General features: G+C 70.3%; 20 protein-coding genes and 1 riboswitch. Of the genes, 12 read left to right on the plus strand and 8 right to left on the minus strand.

The window, feature by feature from the left end; translation table 11 throughout:
• Positions 1–341: 341 nt before the first annotated feature.
• The 10 genes from ACE1OC_RS16080 (at position 342) to ACE1OC_RS16125 (ending at position 7,766) form a co-directional block, all read left to right on the plus strand.
• Positions 342–1,037 carry a 2-oxo-4-hydroxy-4-carboxy-5-ureidoimidazoline decarboxylase gene (locus ACE1OC_RS16080; RefSeq protein WP_407837607.1) on the plus strand — a complete coding sequence of 232 codons (696 nt, stop codon included), beginning with the start codon at positions 342–344 and terminating at the stop codon, positions 1,035–1,037.
• A 152-nt stretch (positions 1,038–1,189) separates the two neighbouring features.
• A complete protein-coding gene (gene sdhC / locus ACE1OC_RS16085) occupies positions 1,190–1,570 on the plus strand; it encodes a succinate dehydrogenase, cytochrome b556 subunit (protein WP_266880720.1) in 381 nt (126 codons plus the stop codon).
• A gap of 5 nt (positions 1,571–1,575) precedes the next feature.
• Positions 1,576–2,058, plus strand: coding sequence for a succinate dehydrogenase hydrophobic membrane anchor subunit (locus ACE1OC_RS16090; protein ID WP_250744034.1), 483 nt, complete (start codon positions 1,576–1,578; stop codon positions 2,056–2,058).
• A 23-nt stretch (positions 2,059–2,081) separates the two neighbouring features.
• Positions 2,082–3,836, plus strand: coding sequence for a succinate dehydrogenase flavoprotein subunit (sdhA, locus tag ACE1OC_RS16095; RefSeq protein WP_266955776.1), 1,755 nt, complete (start codon positions 2,082–2,084; stop codon positions 3,834–3,836).
• Complete coding sequence (locus ACE1OC_RS16100; protein ID WP_407837608.1) at positions 3,836–4,603, plus strand: succinate dehydrogenase iron-sulfur subunit; 768 nt, start codon at positions 3,836–3,838, stop codon at positions 4,601–4,603. Before sdhA ends, ACE1OC_RS16100 begins: the two co-directional genes overlap by 1 nt.
• 110 nt (positions 4,604–4,713) lie before the next feature.
• The gene (locus ACE1OC_RS16105; RefSeq protein ID WP_407837609.1) at positions 4,714–5,241 is read left to right on the plus strand and encodes a hypothetical protein; all 528 of its coding nucleotides are present in this window, start codon (positions 4,714–4,716) and stop codon (positions 5,239–5,241) included.
• A 57-nt stretch (positions 5,242–5,298) separates the two neighbouring features.
• Complete coding sequence (locus tag ACE1OC_RS16110; protein WP_407837610.1) at positions 5,299–6,072, plus strand: alpha/beta fold hydrolase; 774 nt, start codon at positions 5,299–5,301, stop codon at positions 6,070–6,072.
• Positions 6,073–6,167: 95 nt separating this feature from the next.
• The gene (locus ACE1OC_RS16115; protein ID WP_250744042.1) at positions 6,168–6,572 is read left to right on the plus strand and encodes a hypothetical protein; all 405 of its coding nucleotides are present in this window, start codon (positions 6,168–6,170) and stop codon (positions 6,570–6,572) included.
• Entirely contained in the window at positions 6,548–6,997 is a 450-nt protein-coding gene (locus ACE1OC_RS16120; RefSeq protein WP_407837611.1) for a thiol-disulfide oxidoreductase DCC family protein, read from the plus strand. The genes ACE1OC_RS16115 and ACE1OC_RS16120 overlap by 25 nt, the downstream gene beginning before the upstream one ends.
• A 10-nt stretch (positions 6,998–7,007) precedes the next feature.
• Entirely contained in the window at positions 7,008–7,766 is a 759-nt protein-coding gene (locus tag ACE1OC_RS16125) for a TetR family transcriptional regulator (RefSeq protein WP_375956788.1), read from the plus strand.
• A 57-nt stretch (positions 7,767–7,823) separates the two neighbouring features.
• Here the strand turns inward: ACE1OC_RS16125 and ACE1OC_RS16130 are convergent, their stop codons facing one another.
• From ACE1OC_RS16130 to ACE1OC_RS16140, 3 genes are all read right to left on the minus strand, one after another.
• Positions 7,824–9,380, minus strand: coding sequence for an ABC transporter substrate-binding protein (locus ACE1OC_RS16130; protein WP_407841579.1), 1,557 nt, complete (start codon positions 9,378–9,380; stop codon positions 7,824–7,826).
• Between the two features lie 133 nt (positions 9,381–9,513).
• Complete coding sequence (locus ACE1OC_RS16135; protein WP_407837612.1) at positions 9,514–10,947, minus strand: metallophosphoesterase; 1,434 nt, start codon at positions 10,945–10,947, stop codon at positions 9,514–9,516.
• Positions 10,944–11,204, minus strand: coding sequence for an SCO4848 family membrane protein (locus ACE1OC_RS16140; protein ID WP_250744046.1), 261 nt, complete (start codon positions 11,202–11,204; stop codon positions 10,944–10,946). The genes ACE1OC_RS16135 and ACE1OC_RS16140 overlap by 4 nt, the downstream gene beginning before the upstream one ends.
• Positions 11,205–11,325: 121 nt before the next feature.
• On the opposite strand from ACE1OC_RS16140, the gene ACE1OC_RS16145 reads away from it, so the two are divergent.
• Positions 11,326–12,576 carry a D-alanyl-D-alanine carboxypeptidase family protein gene (locus tag ACE1OC_RS16145; protein ID WP_407837613.1) on the plus strand — a complete coding sequence of 417 codons (1,251 nt, stop codon included), beginning with the start codon at positions 11,326–11,328 and terminating at the stop codon, positions 12,574–12,576.
• Here ACE1OC_RS16145 and ACE1OC_RS16150 read toward each other — a convergent pair.
• From ACE1OC_RS16150 to glyA, 4 genes are all read right to left on the minus strand, one after another.
• On the minus strand, positions 12,524–13,528 hold the full coding sequence (locus ACE1OC_RS16150; RefSeq protein WP_407837614.1) for a YihY/virulence factor BrkB family protein: 1,005 nt from the start codon (positions 13,526–13,528) through the stop codon (positions 12,524–12,526). The genes ACE1OC_RS16145 and ACE1OC_RS16150 overlap by 53 nt on opposite strands.
• A gap of 145 nt (positions 13,529–13,673) precedes the next feature.
• Positions 13,674–14,297 carry a 2'-5' RNA ligase family protein gene (locus ACE1OC_RS16155; protein WP_407837615.1) on the minus strand — a complete coding sequence of 208 codons (624 nt, stop codon included), beginning with the start codon at positions 14,295–14,297 and terminating at the stop codon, positions 13,674–13,676.
• A 128-nt stretch (positions 14,298–14,425) separates the two neighbouring features.
• The gene (gene trpS, locus ACE1OC_RS16160; protein ID WP_250744052.1) at positions 14,426–15,439 is read right to left on the minus strand and encodes a tryptophan--tRNA ligase; all 1,014 of its coding nucleotides are present in this window, start codon (positions 15,437–15,439) and stop codon (positions 14,426–14,428) included.
• A gap of 414 nt (positions 15,440–15,853) precedes the next feature.
• Positions 15,854–17,134, minus strand: a complete 1,281-nt coding sequence (gene glyA, locus ACE1OC_RS16165; protein WP_407837616.1) for a serine hydroxymethyltransferase — start codon at positions 17,132–17,134, stop codon at positions 15,854–15,856.
• Between the two features lie 35 nt (positions 17,135–17,169).
• Positions 17,170–17,260: riboswitch (ZMP/ZTP riboswitch) on the minus strand.
• Positions 17,261–17,369: 109 nt separating this feature from the next.
• On the opposite strand from glyA, the gene rocD reads away from it, so the two are divergent.
• Complete coding sequence (gene rocD, locus ACE1OC_RS16170) at positions 17,370–18,575, plus strand: ornithine--oxo-acid transaminase (protein WP_407837617.1); 1,206 nt, start codon at positions 17,370–17,372, stop codon at positions 18,573–18,575.
• A gap of 15 nt (positions 18,576–18,590) precedes the next feature.
• Here rocD and ACE1OC_RS16175 read toward each other — a convergent pair whose 3' ends face one another.
• On the minus strand, positions 18,591–19,781 hold the full coding sequence (locus ACE1OC_RS16175; RefSeq protein ID WP_407837618.1) for a glutathionylspermidine synthase family protein: 1,191 nt from the start codon (positions 19,779–19,781) through the stop codon (positions 18,591–18,593).
• Positions 19,782–19,784 lie beyond the last annotated feature (3 nt).

Here is a 19,784-nt window from a genome sequence, read left to right on the forward strand (position 1 = left end):
ACGTTACGGCTTTCAAGCACCTTCGTCCACGAGTTGTACAACGCGCAACCATCCCTGCGCGGAGCGAGGTGTGACACAAAACGCATCGAAGACGCTGACAGGGGTGCGGGCTTGTCGCACGAGTCCGCGACGGATGGCGGCCGGGGCCTCTCCTGTGGGGGGTGGCGGCCTCGGTCGCCCTCCCCCTCCTCCGCCGTCCTCACGGCCATCATGCCCCGGTCCACCGAGGGGTCCCCGAGCGGCCCCGCGCCCGGTCCGACACGCGCCCCCGTCATCCTTTCGGCTCACTTCCGAGTGAAAACCCGGAATGGGTACGACACACCCGGCCCCACGTCGATAGCGTGGCGGAACACCCGCGCCACGCCACGAGGAGCCCCCCGCTGTCCAGCCACCTTCCGGCACAGGCCCGCGGAGGCTCCGACCCTTCCCACGGCTCCCCCTCCCTCCACGACGCCGATCCCCTCTGCGACGCCGATCCCTTCGAGGACACCGGTCCTTTCGACGGCACCGGTCCCTTTCACGACACCGGGCTCGCACGGTTCAACGCCCTGTCCCCCGATACCGCCCACTCCGCCCTGCTGCACTGCTGCGGCAGCCGGCGCTGGGCCCACCGGGTGGCCGCCCACCGCCCTTACCCCGACTTCGGCGCGCTACTCGCCGCCGCCGACGAAGCCTCGTACGACCTCTCCCAGCCGGACCTCTCCGAGGCACTGGCCTGCGAGTTCCCGCCGGAACTGGAGCACGGGGCCGCGTACGCCGCGGTCCTCGCGCTCGACGCGGCGCACGGGGAGTACGAGCGGTCCTTCGGCCACGCCTTCGTGATCTGCCTCGACGGGACCACCCCGGAGGAGCAGGCGGACCAGCTGCTGGCCGCGATCCGGCGGCGGATGGAACTGGACGTGGACGAAGAGCGCGCGATCTCCGCGGACGAGCTCCGTCGCGTCGCGCAGGTCCGGCTCGCCGACCTGACACACTGGCTGACCTCGGCGGATGGGGTATCTGCTGCCGAATTCGGGCTATTCGCCCCTGTGGGATAGTCCGTCCGTGCCTGTTTGATCACACCGATGGCCCCCGCGCGAGGGAACCGACAAAGCGTCGCTACGATGTCCGGGGCCGGAGGACCGTACCCGGCCGGGCCCGACCGACAAAGAAGCCGGCTGGCCCCCGCCCCGCTTCCGGAGGGTTTTCCGTGCCGGCTGGAACGTTGTACCGCGGCCGGGAAGGAATGTGGTCCTGGGTGGCTCATCGAGTCACCGGCGTCCTCATTTTCTTCTTCCTGTTCGTACACGTCCTCGACACCGCTCTCGTCCGCGTCTCACCCGAGGCGTACGACGATGTCGTGGCTACCTACAAGACTCCGATCGTCGCGCTGCTGGAGTACGGCCTCGTCGCCGCAATCCTGTTCCACGCGCTCAACGGTCTCCGTGTCATCGCCGTGGACTTCTGGTCCAAGGGCCCCCGCTACCAGAAGCAGATGCTCTGGACCGTGGTGGGCATCTGGGTCGTGCTGATGGTCGGGGCCCTGTACCCCGTCCTCGGACACGCTTACCTCGAACTCTTCGGGAAGTGACACGCATGTCTTCTGACACTTCTTTCGAAAAGGGCATCGGTGACGTGGAGGGCGTGTCCCTCTACGACGTCGACAACCCGGCGCCGTACATCGAGGCCCCGCGCAAGCGCACCAGCAAGACGCCGCGCTCGACCCGCGGCAACTTCGAGATGGTCGCGTGGCTCTTCATGCGCCTCTCGGGCATCGTGCTCGTCGTCCTGGTCCTCGGCCACCTGCTGATCCAGCTCGTGCTGGACGGCGGGGTCTCCAAGATCGGCTTCGCTTTCGTGGCCGGCCGCTGGGCCTCCCCGTTCTGGCAGGGCTGGGACCTGCTGATGCTGTGGCTCGCGATGCTTCACGGCGCGAACGGTCTGCGTACCGTCATCAACGACTACGCGGAGCGCGCCAACACGCGTCTGTGGCTCAAGGGCCTGCTCTACACCGCCACGGTGTTCACCATTCTTCTGGGCACGCTGGTGATCTTCACCTTCGACCCGAACATCCGCTAGGCAACGGGGCTGAGGCGAAACCAATGAAGATCCACAAGTACGACACCGTCATCGTCGGGGCGGGCGGCGCAGGCATGCGCGCCGCCATCGAGTCGACGAAGCGCAGCCGCACCGCCGTGCTGACCAAGCTCTACCCCACCCGCTCCCACACGGGCGCCGCGCAGGGCGGCATGGCCGCCGCGCTCGCCAACGTGGAGGACGACAACTGGGAGTGGCACACCTTCGACACGGTCAAGGGCGGTGACTACCTGGTCGACCAGGACGCCGCCGAGATCCTGGCGAAGGAGGCCATCGACGCGGTCCTCGACCTCGAGAAGATGGGCCTGCCGTTCAACCGCACCCCGGACGGCACCATCGACCAGCGCCGCTTCGGCGGGCACTCCCGCAACCACGGCGAGGCGCCGGTCCGCCGGTCCTGCTACGCCGCGGACCGCACCGGTCACATGATCCTCCAGACGCTCTACCAGAACTGCGTCAAGGAGGGCGTGGAGTTCTTCAACGAGTTCTACGTCCTGGACCAGCTCCTGGTCGAGGAGGACGGCGTCAAGAAGTCGGCCGGCGTGGTCGCGTACGAGCTCGCCACCGGCGAGATCCACGTGTTCCAGGCGAAGTCCGTCATCTACGCCTCCGGCGGCACCGGCAAGTTCTTCAAGGTGACCTCCAACGCGCACACCCTCACGGGTGACGGCCAGGCGGCCTGCTACCGCCGCGGCCTGCCGCTGGAGGACATGGAGTTCTTCCAGTTCCACCCGACGGGCATCTGGCGCATGGGCATCCTGCTGACGGAGGGCGCCCGCGGTGAGGGCGGCATCCTCCGCAACAAGGACGGCGAGCGCTTCATGGAGAAGTACGCGCCGGTCATGAAGGACCTCGCGTCCCGTGACGTCGTCTCGCGCTCCATCTACACCGAGATCCGCGAGGGCCGCGGCTGCGGTCCCGCCGGTGACCACGTGTACCTGGACCTGACGCACCTGCCGCCGGAGCAGCTCGACGCGAAGCTCCCGGACATCACCGAGTTCGCGCGCACCTACCTGGGCATCGAGCCGTACACGGACCCGATCCCGATCCAGCCCACCGCGCACTACGCCATGGGCGGCATCCCGACGAACGTCGAGGGTGAGGTCCTCATGGACAACACCACCGTCGTCCCGGGCCTGTACGCGGCCGGCGAGGTCGCCTGCGTCTCCGTGCACGGCGCGAACCGCCTGGGCACCAACTCGCTGCTGGACATCAACGTCTTCGGCAAGCGCTCGGGCATCGCGGCCGCCGCGTACGCCCACGCCAACGACTACGTCGAGCTGCCCGAGAACCCGGCGCAGCAGGTCATCGACCAGGTCGAGCGGCTGCGCAACTCCACGGGCAACGAGCGGGTCGCGGACCTGCGCCTGGAGCTCCAGGAGACGATGGACGCCTGCGTGATGGTGTTCCGCACCGAGCAGACGATCAAGACCGCGGTCGAGAAGATCGCGGAGCTGCGCGAGCGCTACCTGAACGTGTCCGTCCAGGACAAGGGCAAGCGCTTCAACACGGACCTGCTGGAAGCCATCGAGCTGGGCAACCTGCTCGACCTGGCCGAGGTCATGGCCGTGTCCGCGCTGGCGCGCAAGGAGTCCCGCGGCGGTCACTACCGCGAGGACTACCCGAACCGCGACGACGTCAACTTCATGCGCCACACCATGGCGTACCGCGAGGTCGGCGACGACGGCAAGGACTCCGTCCGCCTGGACTACAAGCCGGTCGTCGTCACCCGCTACCAGCCGATGGAGCGTAAGTACTGATGGCCACCCCGACCCTGAGCAAGACGGACCAGATGGAGGCGGCGGCCGCCGCCTCGCCGTTCATCACGGTCACGTTCCGGATCCGCCGGTTCAACCCGGAGATCTCGGACGAGTCGACCTGGCAGGACTTCCAGGTCGAGATCGACCCGAAGGAGCGCGTGCTCGACGGTCTCCACAAGATCAAGTGGGACCTCGACGGCACGCTCACCTTCCGCCGCTCGTGCGCGCACGGCATCTGCGGCTCCGACGCGATGCGGATCAACGGCAAGAACAGGCTCGCCTGCAAGACGCTGATCAAGGACATCAACCCGGAGAAGCCGATCACGGTCGAGGCCATCAAGGGCCTGACGGTGATGAAGGACCTCGTCGTCGACATGGAGCCCTTCTTCCAGGCGTACCGGGACGTCATGCCGTTCCTGGTCACCAAGGGCAACGAGCCGACGCGCGAGCGCCTGCAGTCCGCCGAGGACCGCGAGCGCTTCGACGACACCACCAAGTGCATCCTGTGCGCCGCGTGCACGTCCTCGTGCCCGGTGTTCTGGAACGACGGCCAGTACTTCGGCCCGGCGGCGATCGTCAACGCGCACCGCTTCATCTTCGACTCGCGCGACGAGGCGGGCGAGCAGCGCCTCGAGATCCTGAACGACAAGGACGGCGTGTGGCGTTGCCGCACCACCTTCAACTGCACCGACGCGTGCCCGCGCGGCATCGAGGTCACGAAGGCGATCCAGGAAGTGAAGCGTGCGCTGATCACGCGCCGCTTCTGATCTCTTGACGCACGAAGGCCCCGCCCCCGGTGTCCGCACCGGGGGCGGGGCCTTCCGCGTACCGGCAATCGGCCTACAGGCCCGCCGAATGCTGTGGAATCATCGGGCACATGAGTGAGCAGCAGCCGAATCCTTACGCGAGCGACCCGGGCCAGGGCGACGAGTACAAGTGGGGGCCCGGGACTCCGAGTTACGGCTACCCGCAGCCCTACCCCCAGCCCCCGGCCTACCAGCCGACCATCGGCGGAGCGGGCATTCCGGCCCAGATGCCGCCGACGGCTCCCATGGGGTACCCGGCCGCCGGACTCTCCCTGGGCGACATCACGATCGCCGGCGACCAGATCATCACCCCGTCGGGCCCGATGCCGCTCAGGGGCGCGGTCTGGAACGCCACGGACTTCTCCCGGACGGAGGAGAAGATCCCGGCGCACGCGATCGTGCTGGCCGTCATCTTCTTCATCTTCTGCCTGCTCGGCCTGCTCTTCCTCCTGATGAAGGAGCGCCGCACCACGGGCTACATCCAGATCACGGTGAACAGCGGCGGCCGCCACCACTCCACGATGATCCCCGCGGTCGACCCGGGCACCTACATGTGGGTCATGAGCCAGCTCAACCAGGCGCGTGCGCTGAGCATGTGACGCGGCGCCGGGGGAAACCCGGTGGTCCGCGGGCGGGGGGTCCGGGAAGATCACCGGATGATCCTTTCTCATGATGTGGACGGTCTCGCCGACGCCCCGGCCGTCGTTCTGCTGCATTCCTCCGTGTGCGACCGTCGGATGTGGGAGCCGCAGTGGCAGCCGCTGCTCGCCGCCGGGTTCCGGGTGGTCCGGGCGGACTTCCGGACCTGCGGCGACTCCCCCGCCGCCGAAGCCCCGTACAGCGACCACGGGGACGTACGGGAGCTGCTGGACCACCTCGGCATCCGGCGGGCCGCCTTCGTCGGCTCCTCCTACGGCGGGCGGGTCGCGCTGACGCTGGCCGCGCTGCGGCCGGAGCTGGTGAGCGCGCTGGCGCTGCTCTGCCCCGCCCGGCCCGCGCAGCGGCGCGGCCCCGCCCTGCTCGCCTTCAACGCCGCCGAAGCCGCCCTGCTGGACGCGGGCGACCTGGAGGGCGCGGCCGGGCTCAACGCCCGCCAGTGGCTCGGCCCGGAGGCCGATGAGGCCGCACACGCCCTCGTACGGGCCATGCAGCTCGGGAACTTCCGGGGCGCCGAGGGAGCCGACGGGGACCACGAGCTCCCCGAGCCCGCCTTCGAACCGGCCGCCGTCACCGCCCCCGTCCTCGGCATCGGCGGCGCGCACGACATCCCCGAATTCCGGGACGTACCCGCCGAGCTGGCCTCCCTGGTGCCCGGAGCCGTCCACGTCGAGCTGCCCTGGGCCGGCCATCTCCCCTCCCTGGAACGCCCCGCGGAGATCAACCGGTTGCTGCTGCCCTTCCTCTGCGGGGCAGCCCTGCCGGGACGCTGACCCGAGACCCCCCATCCATTCGCTTGAACCTGTTCAAAAATGGGTCTACAGTCAGTGCTGTCAGCAGTTGAACACGTTCAAGGGGGCTGAGGGCAATGGACCTCACCGTGGTCGCGTACGTCATCTACCTGCTCATCAGCATCGGACTCACCGTCTGGGTGGCCCGCACGCTCAGCCGCAACGGGCGCGTCTTCATCGGCGACGTCCTCCAGGGGAACGAGAAGCTCGCGGACGCCGTCAACCAGCTCCTGGTGGTCGGCTTCTACCTCGTCAACATCGGCTTCGTGACCCTGTACCTGCGGTCGGCCGACGAGATCGTCGCGGCCCGCGGACTCTTCGAGGCACTGTCGGTCAAGCTCGGAGTCGTGCTCCTGGTCCTCGGCGTCATGCACCTCGGCAACGTCTGGGTGCTGAACAAGATGCGCCGCCGGGGCATCATGGAGCGCCAGCAGACCCCGCCGGTCGGCCCCCAGGGGTGGACCATGCCCGCCGGGGCCTGATCACCGTGGCCAGGACCGCGATCCGGCACCTGACGGTGCTCTACGACGCGAACTGCCCGCTCTGCGTGCACATCCGGCACTGGCTGCTCGGCCAGCGCTGGCTGGTACCGCTCCGGCTCATCCCCGCCGCCTCCTTCGAGGCACAGCGGCTGTACCCGCGGCTCAACCACGCCTCCACGCTGAAGGAGATCACCGTCATCGGCGACTCCGGACAGGTGTGGACCGGCACGGACGCCTTCATCGTCTGCCTGTGGGCGCTGGCCGAGCACCGGCCGAAGGCGAACTGGCTGGCCACTCCGGCCGGCCGGCCCTTCGCCAGGGCGGCCATGTACACCGCCTCCACCTGGCGCGAGGCGGTACGGGACGGCTCCTCGGCGAACGACGGGGAACCGGCCTGTGACGACCAGTGTTCCGCGCCCCGATAGGCTCGGGACCGTGACTGATCAGAAGGCTCCCAAGAGCGAGCAGACTCGCACGCTCATCCTCGAAACCGCGCTCCGCCTCTTCCAGGAGCGCGGCTTCGACAAGACGACGATGCGCGGTATCGCCAAGGAGGCCGGAGTATCGGTCGGCAACGCCTACTACTACTTCGAGTCCAAGGAACATCTGGTCCAGGGCTTCTACGACCGGATCGGCGCCGCCCACCTGGCGGCGGTCCGGCCGATCCTGGACCACGAGACCGATCTGCAGAAGCGGCTCGCGGGCGTCCTGACCAGCTGGCTGGACATCGCGGCGCCGTACCACGAGTTCGCCTCGCAGTTCTTCAAGAACGCCGCGGACCCGGAGAGCCCGCTCAGCCCGTTCTCCCCCGAGTCGGAGGCGGCCCGCAAGACGGCGATCGACATGCACCGCGAGGTGCTGGCGGGGGCCAAGACCAAGGTGCCCGACGAACTGGCCGACGTACTGCCGGAGCTGATGTGGCTCTCGCAGATGGGCCTGGTCCTCTACTGGGTCTTCGACCGCTCCCCGGACAGCGAGAAGACCCGCAAGCTCGCCCAGCGCGGCGCGCAGCTCACCACCCGGGGCATCATCCTGGCCCGGTTCCGGGTGCTGCGGCCGCTGGTGCGGGAAGTGCACGAGCTGTTCACGGACTTCCTGCCGGGCATGGCCCAGACGGCCGTGTCCCGTCCGGGCCGCAAGCGGGCCTCCGACCCGGACGCGGGCCCGGAAGAGGGTCCGGAGGTTGGTCCGTAGGAGGCCCGGCCGCGGGTCCGCGGGAAGGCCCGAAGGCGGTGGGCCCGACTGCGGGTCCTACAGCCAGCTGAGCTCCCACAGCCGCCACACGCCGGTGCCGTCCGAGAGGTACTGGGCGCCCGCGACGGCCTCGCGCGACATCACGTAGTCCTTCTTCTGCCAGATCGGCAGCATCGGGACCTGCTGCGCGACCAGCTTCTGCAGATCGCGGAAGTCGTTGGCGGCGGCGCCGCGGTCCGAGAAGGACTGGGTGCGGGTGATGAGGTCGTTGACGGCCTTGTCGGAGAAGCCGCTGTTCATGGAGTTGTCGGCTCCGACGAGCGGGGCGATGAAGTTGTCCGCGTCCGGGAAGTCGGCGATCCAGCCGATGGTGTAGGCGTCGAACTCGCCCGCCGCGTAGGCCTTCTGGAAGTCGCTCCACTTCTCGACCGGCTTGATGGTCAGCTGGAAGAGCCCGGTGGACTCCAGCTGCGCCTTCAGCTCCTCGGCCTCGGCGACGCTCGCGCCGCGCACGTTGACCCCGAGGGTGATCGCTACCGGGGTGGTGACTCCGGCGTCCTTGAGCAGCTTCTTCGCGGTGAGCCCGTTCGGCGAGGGCCAGGCGTCGAAGAACGGCGTGCTGTGGGCGGCGATGCCGGCCGGGACGAGGGAGTAGAGCGGGGTGACGGTGCCCTTGTAGACCTCGGTCGCGACCTTGGCCCGGTCCACGACCGCGGCGACGGCCTGGCGGACGGCGGGCTGGGCCACCGGGGAGCCGGGGCGGAGGTTGAAGACCATGCTGCGGATCTCCGTACCGCCCGAGGCCTGGTACCGGGTGTCCTCCAGGCCCGGGTTCAGGTCCGCCAGGACCGCCGGGGGCATGTCGCGGTGGGCGACCTCGATCCCGTGGCCGGTCCAGGCCTGCTCCAGCTGCGCGGAGTCCTTGAAGTACTTCACGGTGACCGGGCTCTTGGAGACCTTGCCCTGGCCCTTGTACGAGGTGTTGGGCTTGAGCTCGGCGCTCGCGCCGGCCGTGTAGCCGTCGAGGGTGAAGGGGCCGGAGCCGTCGACCTCGTCCCCCTCGCGCAGGGCCTTGGCCGGGTACTTGTCCTTGTCCACGATCGAGGCGGCGCCCGTCGCGATCTTGAACGGGAAGGTGGCGTCCCCGGCGGAGAGGCTGAAGGTGACGGTGCGGCCCTCGGCCTTGACCGACTCCAGGGTGTTGAACAGCGGCGCCGGCCCCTGGTCGGAGTTGATCGCCTTGATCCGGTCGAAGGAGAACTTGACGTCCTCGGCGGTGATCGCGCGGCCGGAGGAGAACTTCACGTCGGGGCGCAGCTCGCACTGGTACGTGGTGAGCTTGCCTCCGACGAAGTTGCAGGCGGAGGCCGCGTCGGGCACCGGGGTGTCGGCACCGGGCTTGATGGTCAGCAGCGACTGGTAGACGTTGCTGAACAGGGCCCAGGAGCCCGCGTCGTACGCCCCCGCGGGGTCGAGGGAGGAGACGACGTCGCTCGTGCCGATGCGGATCGGATCCCCGCCGCCGGCGGCCTGCGGCAGCAGCTGCCAGGTGGCGACGCCGGCCACGCCGAGGACCAGCCCGGCCGCGATGACTTTCGAGCGGACAGACCGCAACATCCTTGACTCCACCCCACGTGGTCGCGCACCGCAGTGCGCGACCAGTTATCCGATTATCGGTCACATCCCATCATGGAATTTCGGCCTCGGGAAGGCTGATTTGTGGCGTGGTGTTGAGGGTTCGGGCGGTTCAGGCCTGATATGAGGCGAGTTCGACGACTGTGATGTCCGACGGCGCGCCGACCCGGACCGGCGGCCCCCAGGCACCCGCGCCGCGCGAGACGTACAGCTGGGTGTCGCCGTAGCGCTCCAGCCCGGCGACGGTGGGGTTGGCGAGCTCGGCGACGTACTCGCCGGGCCAGAGCTGCCCTCCGTGGGTGTGGCCGGAGAGCTGGAGGTCCGCCCCGTACCGGACGGCCTCGTCGATGACGATCGGCTGGTGGGCGAGGAGTACGGCAGTGCGGGCGCGGTCCCGGTCGCCCAGGGCCGCCTGGAAGTCCGGGCCGTGGCCCTCTCTCTCGCCCGCGATGTCGTTGACCCCGGCGAGGTCGAAGTACGGGAGCTCGCGGCGGGCGTTCTCCAGCGGGGTGAGGCCGAGCTCGCGGACGTGGTCGACCCACTGCTGGGCGCCGGAGAAGTACTCGTGGTTTCCGGTGACGAAGTACGAGCCGTGGTGCGAGCGGAGGCCGCGGAGCGGTTCGGCGGCGGGGCCGAGGTCGTGGACGCTGCCGTCGACGAGGTCGCCGACGATGGCGATGAGGTCGGGCTGCGTGCGGTTGATCGTGTCGACGATGCGGGCGGTGTGGGCGCGGCCCAGGATCGGGCCGAGGTGGATGTCGCTGACGACGGCGACGCGGAAGCCGTGGGCCGCGCGGGGGAGCTTCGCCAGGGGGACCTGGACCCGCTTGACGCGGGGGCCGCGGAGGACTCCGTACGTGCCGTAGCCGACGGTGCCGGCTGCTGCGGCGGCGGCCGTGCCGGCCACGATCCGCGCGAAGCGGCGGCGGCTGACGGTGGTGGGGGCGGGCTCCGCCGGGGTGGGCTGCGCGGAGTCGGCCGCCGCCGGGTCGGCCACCGTGGCGTGCTGCCCGGCCGGGGGCGTGGGTTCGGCGGCGGCTGCGGGTTCGGCGGTGGCTGCGAGGGTGGCCTGCGGCGCTGATCCCCTCCCCGCCCCTTCCCGCTGCACCGGATCATGCGGCTCCGCCGCGCGGCGGGGCTCCGCCCGGGACCCCGAAGTGGCCGCGCCCGCGGCGACGGGGGCGCCCTGCGTGGGCGCGGGGACGTTGGGGGGCTGCGGCGTGGCCCCGGTCCGGCGGCGGAGCCACACCGTGCGGACGGGCTCGGCCACCAGCATGGCCAGGGAGAGGTACATGAGGACGGCCAGCCACATGTAGCCCGGCCAGGCGACCGTGCGCTCCAGCCAGAAGGGGGCTCCCGCGCGGCCCGCGACGAGGGCGGCCACGGACAGGAGCGGGAGCGCGAAGGCCAGGGCGGTGCCCGCGCGGCGGATCGCGCCGCCGGGGGCGGTGGTGTCGCGGACCAGGCGGATCCAGAGCCAGCGGTGCACCAGCACCAGGAGGGCCAGGACCAGCAGGGCCACGGCAGCGACGAGGACGATCGTCATGCGCCCGCCTCCGTACGTGATTCACGCCGCAGAGCACGCACCCCGCGCAACCCGATCACTCCGACGGCCGTCCCCAGGAGAAAGGACGCCACCGCCAAGAGAAGGTGGACCCAGAAGTACGCGGTCGGGTCCCCCGCGGCGTCGAAGGCCAGACCGCTGCCGTCCTTCCACAGGTTCCGGACGAAAGACACCCAGATGAACCAGCTCCACACTCCGAAGGCGAGCAGGAACCAGGAAGCGGCGCGGCTGAGTCTCATGAACTCAGTATCGGTTTCGTCCCCAGGACGGACGCGCCGGGGTGGGCTGTCCCGGCGGTGGTTGCGGCGGGTTGGCCGATCCATGACGCTAAGCACAGCATCGGGATGTACTTTCACCTGCGTGTCTGCCAAGAAGACCGCGTTGACGGTCCTTTCCGCCGCACTTCCCGCCCTGCTGGTCCCGGCACTGCTGGCTCCGGCCGCCTTCGCCGTGCCCACGCCGACGCCGCCGGCGGACGGGAAGGGGCAGCCCCCCAAGGCGCCCGCGCCGCCCGCCTCGATGTCCACGGTCGGCGGCGCGTCGCTCGGGCAGCCCGGTACGCAGGTCAACCTGCTGCCCGGCGCGCCCGCGCTGCCGGCGAACCTGACGGGGCGTTCGTGGATCGTGGCCGACGCCGAGACCGGCGAGGTCCTCGCCGCGCACAACGCGCACTGGCGGCTCCCCCCTGCCTCGACGATGAAGATGCTCTTCGCCGACACCGTGCTGCCGGGACTGCCCAAGGACCAGGTCCACAAGGTCACCGATCAGGAGCTGGACGGGGTCGGTTCCGGGTCCAGCCTCGTCGGCATCAAGGAGGACGCCGAGTACAGCGTCCACGACCTGTGGCTCGGGGTGTTCCTGCGCTCCGGGAACGACGCCGTGCACGTACTTTCGGCCATGAACGGCGGTGTCGAGAAGACCGTCAAGGACATGCAGGCGCACGCCGAGGAGCTCCAGGCCCTGGACACCCACGTGGTGTCCCCCGACGGGTACGACGCTCCGGGCCAGGTCTCCAGCGCCTACGACCTCACCCTCATCGCCCGCTCCGGTCTGCAGAAGCAGGACTTCCGGGAGTACTGCGGCACGGCCAGCGCGAAGTTCCCCGGCCGGCAGGAGCCGGGCAAGCCGCGCGAGACCTTCGAGATCCAGAACACCAACCGGCTGATGACCGGAGCCGGCGGCCTCTCCCCCTACAAGGGGATCGCCGGCGTGAAGAACGGCAACACCACGATGGCCGGCTCCACCTTCACCGGCGCCGCCCAGCGCGGCGACAAGAAGCTGCTGGTCACGGTGATGAACCCGGGCACCGGGGGCGCGAACTCCGTGTACGAAGAGACCGCCGACCTGCTCGACTGGGGGTTCGCGGCGAGCGGGAAGGTCAAGCCGGTGGGCGAGCTGGTGCCGCCCAAGAGCGCCGACACCACCTCCCACGGCTCCCCGGCCCAGTCCCACGAGAACAACCCGTCGGCGTCCGGTGCGGGCTCCGGCGGCGGGATCGGTACGGCCTTCGGCGTGGCGGGCGGGGTGCTGGCCGTGGTGGCCGGCGGGGCCTACGCGGTCAACCGGCGCTGGCCGCGGGGGCGCGGCCGCCGGGCTCGCGGCCAGGTGTAGCGGAGTCGGGGGTGGTGGAGCCGGGGGTGGCTGAGTCGGGTGTGGTGGAGTCGGGTGTGGCGGACCCGGCGGGCTCCGGGTCTTCCACGCCGTCCCCGTCGGCATCGTCGCGGCTCGCGGTCCACGCCGCGCAGAAGAGCAGCAGCTTCGCCGTGAGGTTGATCCAGATCAACAGCGCGATCGGCACGCCGAAGGCCCCGTACATGCTCTTCGTGGCGACCTCCCGCATGTAGCCGCTGAGCAGCAGCTTCAGCAGCTCGAAGCCGGCCGCGCCGAGCAGGGCCGCCTCGATCAGGCGGCGGCGGGGCGGTTCGACGCCCGGGAGCAGGGTCAGGACGTAGAGCAGGAGCAGGAAGGCGGCCAGCACTCCGACGAGGAAGGCCCCGCCCCGCAGCAGGCCGCCGCCCGCGCCGTCGCGCGGCACGTGCAACCAGTCCCCGGCCTTGCCGACCGCGCTGGAGCCGAAGATCGATGCCGCGGCCGAGGCCAGGCCGACGCCGCCGAGGCCGATGAGGACGAGCGCGTCCTTGCCCTTGCGGACGAAGGGGTTCCCCTCGTCCTCGTCGTCCTTCTCCCACACCGCGCGCAGGCAGTCCCGCATCGAGCCGACCCAGCCGATGCCGGTGAAGAGCAGGACGGCGGCGGCGATCAGCCCGACCGTGCTCGCGTTCGCGACGAGGGCGTTGATGTCGAGCTGGTCGGAGATGCCGGGGACCTGCTCGGCGAGGTTCTTCTGGAGCCGGTCGAGCTGGTCCTGGGTGAGCAGACCGGCGCCGATCGCGGCGGCCACGGTGATCAGCGGGAAGAGGGCCAGGAAGCTGATGAAGGTGATGGCGGCGGCGAGCCGGCTCCAGTGCACGCGGTCGAGCCGCTGGTACGAACGCCACAGGTGGGTCCGCATCAGGGCGGACACCAGGGGCCCGATCAGCGGGAGTTTCGTCAGCCAGTCCATACGGTCACCGTAAATGAGCTGTCGTAAATAGCCGGGATTGCCGCTTTTGGGGACTACGGTCGTCGATTGTGACTTTTCGCCCGACGGCTCGGCCGTTCCATGCCCTGGTCCTGCGAAGGATCGGTTTCCGGTTCCGGTTCCTGCGTCAGGAACGGCGTACGGTCGCCTCGCCCGCGGCAGCCGCCGCACTGTTGTCCGTCGCCGAGCCGAGCTGCGCGGGCAGGCCGCTCGCTCCACCGCTTGCCCCGTCGCCGAACGGGTATTCCCGCAGCTTGCGCCAGACCCCGTCCGAGCCCTGCTCGTAGAGGGCGAACCCGGAGCAGACCCACTCCGCCGCGTAGTCGGCGAGGGTGCTGAACGCCAGGTCCATCGCCTCCTCGGAGATCCCGTGGGCGACCGTGACGTGCGGGTGGTACGGGAACGAGAGCTCCCGGCTGAGCGGCCCGTCCGGGTCGCGGACCTGGCCCTGGAGCCGGGTGCAGCCGGAGCCGCCCTCGACGACCTGGACGAAGACGACCGGCGAGAGGGGACGGAAGGTGCCCGTGCCGGCCAGCCGCATCACGAAGGGGCGGCCGGCGGCCGCGACCTCGGCCAGGTGGGCGCGGATCTCGGCGAGCCGGTCCGCGGCCACCTCCGTCGGCGGTACGAGGGTGACGTGCGTGGGAATGCCGTGCGCGGCAGCGTCCCCGAAGCCGGCGCGCAGCTCCTGAAGGCTGCTGCCGTACGGCTCCGGGACCGCGATCGAAACGCCGAGCGTTACGGTCCCCACGTAGCTCTCCTCCGCCTGTAGTCCTGTGCGTGGTCTGTGCTCCGCGTGTGCGTCGCACGAGTGCTGCCGCCCCAGTGTGGCGGCAGCACCCCCCAGATCGCCAGGGCCCTCTTTTTCTTGCGTGCCCGTCAGTGCTTCGCGGGCAGGAAACCGAGGTGGTCGTAGGCCTGCGCCAGGGTCTCGGCGGCGACCGCCCTGGCCTTCTCCGCGCCCTTGGCCAGCAGGGAATCCAGGGTCTCCGGATCGTCCAGGTACTCCTGGGTGCGCTGCTTGAAGGGTGTGACGAAATCGACCATCACGCCGGCCAGGTCGGTCTTGAGCGCACCGTAGCCCTTGCCCTCGTACGCGGCCTCCAGCGCGGGGATCGACTCCCCCGTGAGAGTGGAGTAGATCGTGAGCAGGTTGCTGACGCCGGGCTTGTTCTCGGCGTCGAACCGGACCACGGCCTCGGTGTCGGTGACCGCGCTCTTGATCTTCTTCTCGGTGGCCTTGGGCTCGTCGAGGAGGTTGATCAGGCCCTTGGGGGAAGACGCCGACTTCGACATCTTGATCGCCGGGTCCTGGAGGTCGTAGATCTTCGCGACCTCCTTGACGATGTGCGCGGCGGGGAGGGTGAAGGTCTGCCCGAAGCGCTGGTTGAAGCGCTCGGCCAGGTCCCGGGTCAGCTCGATGTGCTGACGCTGGTCCTCGCCGACGGGGACGGAGTTCGCCTGGTAGAGCAGGATGTCGGCGACCTGGAGGATCGGGTACGTGAACAGGCCCACGGTGGCGTTGTTGGCGCCGCTCTTCGCGGACTTGTCCTTGAACTGGGTCATCCGGCTGGCCTCGCCGAAACCGGTGATGCAGTTCATGACCCAGCCGAGCTGCGCGTGCTCGGGCACGTGGCTCTGGATGAAGAGCGTGCAGCGCTCGGGGTCGAGACCGGCGGCGAGGAGCTGCGCGGCGGACAGCCGGGTATTGGCGCGCAGATCCTTCGGATCCTGCGGCATGGTGATCGCGTGCAGGTCGACGACCATGTAGAAGGCGTCGTGCGTCTCCTGCAGGGCGACGTACTGCCGGATGGCTCCGAGGTAGTTCCCGAGGTGGAACGAACCGGAGGTGGGCTGGATGCCGGAGAGCGCGCGAGGACGATCAGAAGCCATGGCTCCATTCTCTCAGGTGTGACACCGGGCTCGGCCCCGCCACTGGCCGGAACCCGGCGGGTCCCCCGGTCCCTGCCCGCCCCCCGCCCGGGTACCCGGCGGTAGCGCCCCGTCCGGATCTTGCCTCGGCCGAGCGACCGCTTTCCGGTCCGGCTCGGGGGAACCCGCTGCGCGGAGCTCCGCGGGCGCCGCCCGCACCCGCGCCTCAAACGCCGGCGGGGCTGGATTCTGCCTGGCCGGGGCTGGATTGCCTGCGGGGCAATTCCAGCCTCGCCGGCGTTTGAGGCGCGGGGTCCGGGGCGGAGCCCCAGGGGGTCCGGGGCGGAGCCCCAGGGGGTCCGGGGCGGAGCCCCGGGGAACGGTGGAAGGGCGGGTAGGGGACAGCCCCGCAGGGGGCCGCCCCCACCCGGTGGGTCAGGCGACGGGGAGGCCCGGGGCCGGGAAGGCGGCCATGAGGTCGGCGACCTCGGCGCGGATGGCGCCCAGGGCCGCCTCGTCACCCTTCGCCGCAGCGGCGACCGCACGCTCGATCCAGTCGGCGACCACCGGCATGTGCTCCACGGAAAGCCCCCGCGAGGTCAGCGACGGCGTGCCGATCCGGATCCCCGACGGGTCGAACGGCTTGCGCGGGTCGAACGGCACCGTGTTGTAGTTCACGACGATCCCGGCCCGGTCCAGCGCCTTCGCCGCGATCTTCCCCGACACCGACTTCCCCGTCAGGTCGATCAGGATCAGGTGGTTGTCCGTACCGCCCGAGACCAGGTCGAAGCCCCGCTCCAGCAGAGCCGCGGCCAGCGCCTTCGCGTTGGCCACGACCGCGTGCGCGTACGACACGAACGAGGGCTGCGCCGCCTCGTGGAGCGCCACCGCGATACCGGCCGTCGTCTGGTTGTGCGGGCCGCCCTGGAGGCCCGGGAAGACCGCCTTGTCGATGGCCTTCGCGTGCTCCTCGCGGCACATCAGCATCGCCCCGCGCGGACCGCGCAGGGTCTTGTGGGTGGTCGTCGAGATCACGTCCACGTGACCCGCCGGGGACGGGTGGGCCCCGCCCGCGATCAGGCCGGCGATGTGCGCCACGTCGGCGACGAGCACCGAGCCCGCCTCCTTCGCGATCGACGCGAACGCCTCGAAGTCGATCGTGCGCGGGAGCGCCGTACCGCCGCAGAAGATCAGCTTGGGCCGCTCCGCCAGCGCGAGGTCCCGTACGGCGTCGTAGTCGATGAGCCCGGTGTCGGCCTGGACCCCGTACTGCACGCCCCGGAACCAGGAGCCCGTCGCCGAGACGCCCCAGCCGTGCGTCAGGTGCCCGCCCATCGGCAGGGCCATGCCCATCACCGTGTCGCCGGGCTTCGCGAAGGCCAGGTACACGGCCAGGTTCGCCGGGGAGCCGGAGTACGGCTGCACGTTGGCGTGGTCGACTCCGAAGAGGCCCTTCGCCCGCTCCACGGCCAGCGCCTCGATGCGGTCGATGTTCTGCTGGCCCTCGTAGTACCGGCGGCCCGGGTAGCCCTCGCTGTACTTGTTCTGCAGCACCGTGCCGGAGGCCTCCAGCACGGCCGAGGAGACGTAGTTCTCGCTCGGGATGAGGCGGAGGGTCTCCGCCTGGAGGGTTTCCTCGGCGGCGACGAAGGACGCCAGCTCGGGGTCGGTCGCGAGCAGGGCGGGGTGACGGTACGGGGGGTGGTTCGCGCTCATGGCGGTTCCTCCGGGGTCGATGTCGGATCTCGTCCCCGCGAGGCCCAGGCGAGCGGCCCTGTATGCGGTCGTGCGCGCACGGCTCCCCCGGAGTTGGTTCTCCGTGCGCCAGTCGCCGTGCGTGTCCGACACCTTAGCGGGCGCGCCGCGAGAAAGGTTTCTCCGTCCGGTATTCGAGCGAGGATGGAGGGTGACGCCACCCTCGTCACCGGCTTGACGGACGATCGGAGACCCCGTGTCGACAACTGCTGATGCCATCCGCTCCGCCGACGCGCACAGCGCGCACAACTACCACCCCCTGCCCGTCGTCGTCGCCACGGCGGAGGGCGCGTGGATGACCGACGTGGAGGGCCGCCGCTACCTCGACATGCTCGCGGGGTACTCCGCCCTGAACTTCGGCCACGGCAACCGCCGTCTGCTCGACGCGGCCCGCGCCCAGCTGGAGCGGGTCACCCTGACCTCCCGCGCCTTCCACCACGACCGCTTCGCCGACTTCTGTACCGAGCTCGCGGCGCTGTGCGGCAAGGAAGCCGTCCTGCCCATGAACACCGGCGCGGAGGCCGTGGAGACGGCGGTGAAGACCGCCCGCAAGTGGGGGTACGAGGTCAAGGGCGTACCGGACGGACACGCCAAGATCGTGGTGGCGGCCGACAACTTCCACGGCCGCACGACGACCATCGTGTCGTTCTCCACCGACCACGACGCCCGCGACCACTTCGGCCCGTACACCCCCGGCTTCGAGATCGTCCCGTACGGGGACCTCACCGCGCTCGCCCACGCCGTCACCTCCAACACCGTCGCCGTGCTGCTGGAGCCGATCCAGGGCGAGGCCGGCGTGCTCGTGCCGCCCGCCGGATACCTGCGGGGCGTACGGGAACTGACGCGCGAGCGGAACGTCCTGTTCATGGCCGACGAGATCCAGTCGGGCCTGGGCCGCACCGGCAAGACCTTCGCGTGCGAACACGAGGGGGTCGTCCCCGACGTGTACATCCTCGGCAAGGCGCTGGGCGGCGGGGTCGTGCCCGTGTCGGCGGTCGTGGCCGACCTCGACGTGCTCGGCGTGTTCAAGCCGGGCGAGCACGGCTCCACCTTCGGCGGCAACCCGCTGGCCTGCGCCGTCGCCCTGGAGGTCATCGCGATGCTGCGCACCGGCGAGTACCAGCAGCGTGCCACCGAGCTCGGCGACCACCTGCACCGGGAGCTGAACCTGATGGTCGGCGGCGGTGCGGTGACCGCCGTACGGGGCCGCGGGCTGTGGGCGGGCGTCGACATCGACCCGGCGCGCGGCACCGGCCGGGAGATCTCCGAGAAGCTGATGGGACTCGGAGTCCTGGTCAAGGACACCCACGGGTCGACGATCCGGATCGCACCGCCGCTGGTGATCTCCAAGGAGGACCTGGACTGGGGGCTGGACCAGCTCAGGTCGGTCCTCGGCGCGTAGCCGTCGTCGAAGGGCTCAGAGAATGACGTGGGGCAGGAAGCGGGCGTACTCGTCCGTGACCGGCCCCGCCGATTCGCGGATGCCCAGGCCCGCCGCCTCGTCCTCGACGACCCACGCGCCGAGCACCACCCGGTTGCCGTCGAAGTCGGGCAGCGGGGCGAGGCCCTGGAAGACGTACGTCTCGTCCTGCTCCGGTGCGAACGGCTCTCCGCCCACCGGGTGCAGGGTGACGCCCGCGCCCTCGCGGCCCAGCAGCGGCTTCGCCGCGTAGCCGGTGGTCGTGGCGAGTTCGCGCGGGCCGTCCAGGTAGGCGGGCAGCAGGTTCGGGTGCTCCGGGAAGAGCTCCCACAGGACCGCCAGCAGCGCCTTGTTGGAGAGCAGCATCTTCCACAGGGGCTCGATCCAGGCGGTGGTGCCGGAGCCGCCGCCGTGGTCGTACGTGCCGAGGACCTGCGGGGCGAACTCGTCGGTGGCCAGCCACTCCCACGGGTAGAGCTTGAAGATCGCGCGGATGAAGCCGAGCTTCTCGTCCACGAACCGGCCGGACAGGGAGTCCCAGCCGATCCGCTCCACCGACAGCTCCCGCGTGTCGATGCCGGCCTGCTCGGCGGTCTCCTGGAGGTAGGCGACCGTCATCAGGTCCTCGCCGAGCTCGTCGGTCTCGGAGTGCGCGAAGTGCACCGGGCCGGCCGGCAGCAGCTCCGCCTGGCGGCGCCAGGCGTCGACGAGCCGCTCGTGGAGGGAGTTCCACTGGTCGGCGCCGGGGAAGCGCTCCTCCATCCAGAACCACTGCGGACTGGCCGCCTCCACGAGGGAGGTGGGGGTGTCGGCGTTGTACTCCAGCATCTTGGCGGGGCCGCCGGTGCCGTCGTAGCGCAGGTCGAAGCGGCCGTAGAGGGACGGCTGTTCGGCGCGGCGCCGCCAGGACTCGGCGATCAGCGCGGCGAGCTTCGGGTCGGTGATGCCGAGGTCGGCGAAGCGGTCGTGGTCGACGATGTGCTGGGCCGCCGCCAGGCACATGGCGTGCAGCTCCTCGACGACGTTCTCCAGCGCCTCGACCTCGGGGAGGGTGAAGGAGTAGTACGCGCTCTCGTCCCAGTAGGGGCGCAGGGAGTCGTCGGGGTAGCGGGTGAGGGGGTAGATCAGCCCCTGCTCCTCGACGGTCTTCTGCCAGTCGGGGCGGGGCTCGATGGTGTGGCGCTTCACCCT

The organism is Streptomyces stoeckheimensis (assembly GCF_045822005.1).
In the GTDB taxonomy this organism is placed as follows: Bacteria; Actinomycetota; Actinomycetes; order Streptomycetales; family Streptomycetaceae; genus Streptomyces; species Streptomyces stoeckheimensis.

Bases quoted from the DNA above. Each gene is read 5' to 3' on its own strand.
- ACE1OC_RS16100 (WP_407837608.1), top strand. From the start codon at position 3,836: ATGGCCACCCCGACCCTGAGCAAGACGGACCAGATGGAGGCGGCGGCC.
- sdhA (WP_266955776.1), top strand. From the start codon at position 2,082: ATGAAGATCCACAAGTACGACACCGTCATCGTCGGGGCGGGCGGCGCA.
- ACE1OC_RS16115 (WP_250744042.1), top strand. From the start codon at position 6,168: ATGGACCTCACCGTGGTCGCGTACGTCATCTACCTGCTCATCAGCATC.
- ACE1OC_RS16150 (WP_407837614.1), bottom strand. From the start codon at position 13,528: ATGGACTGGCTGACGAAACTCCCGCTGATCGGGCCCCTGGTGTCCGCC.
- ACE1OC_RS16135 (WP_407837612.1), bottom strand. From the start codon at position 10,947: ATGACGATCGTCCTCGTCGCTGCCGTGGCCCTGCTGGTCCTGGCCCTC.
- ACE1OC_RS16140 (WP_250744046.1), bottom strand. From the start codon at position 11,204: ATGAGACTCAGCCGCGCCGCTTCCTGGTTCCTGCTCGCCTTCGGAGTG.
- trpS (WP_250744052.1), bottom strand. From the start codon at position 15,439: ATGGCTTCTGATCGTCCTCGCGCGCTCTCCGGCATCCAGCCCACCTCC.
- ACE1OC_RS16090 (WP_250744034.1), top strand. From the start codon at position 1,576: ATGTCTTCTGACACTTCTTTCGAAAAGGGCATCGGTGACGTGGAGGGC.
- ACE1OC_RS16105 (WP_407837609.1), top strand. From the start codon at position 4,714: ATGAGTGAGCAGCAGCCGAATCCTTACGCGAGCGACCCGGGCCAGGGC.
- ACE1OC_RS16110 (WP_407837610.1), top strand. From the start codon at position 5,299: ATGATCCTTTCTCATGATGTGGACGGTCTCGCCGACGCCCCGGCCGTC.
- glyA (WP_407837616.1), bottom strand. From the start codon at position 17,134: ATGAGCGCGAACCACCCCCCGTACCGTCACCCCGCCCTGCTCGCGACC.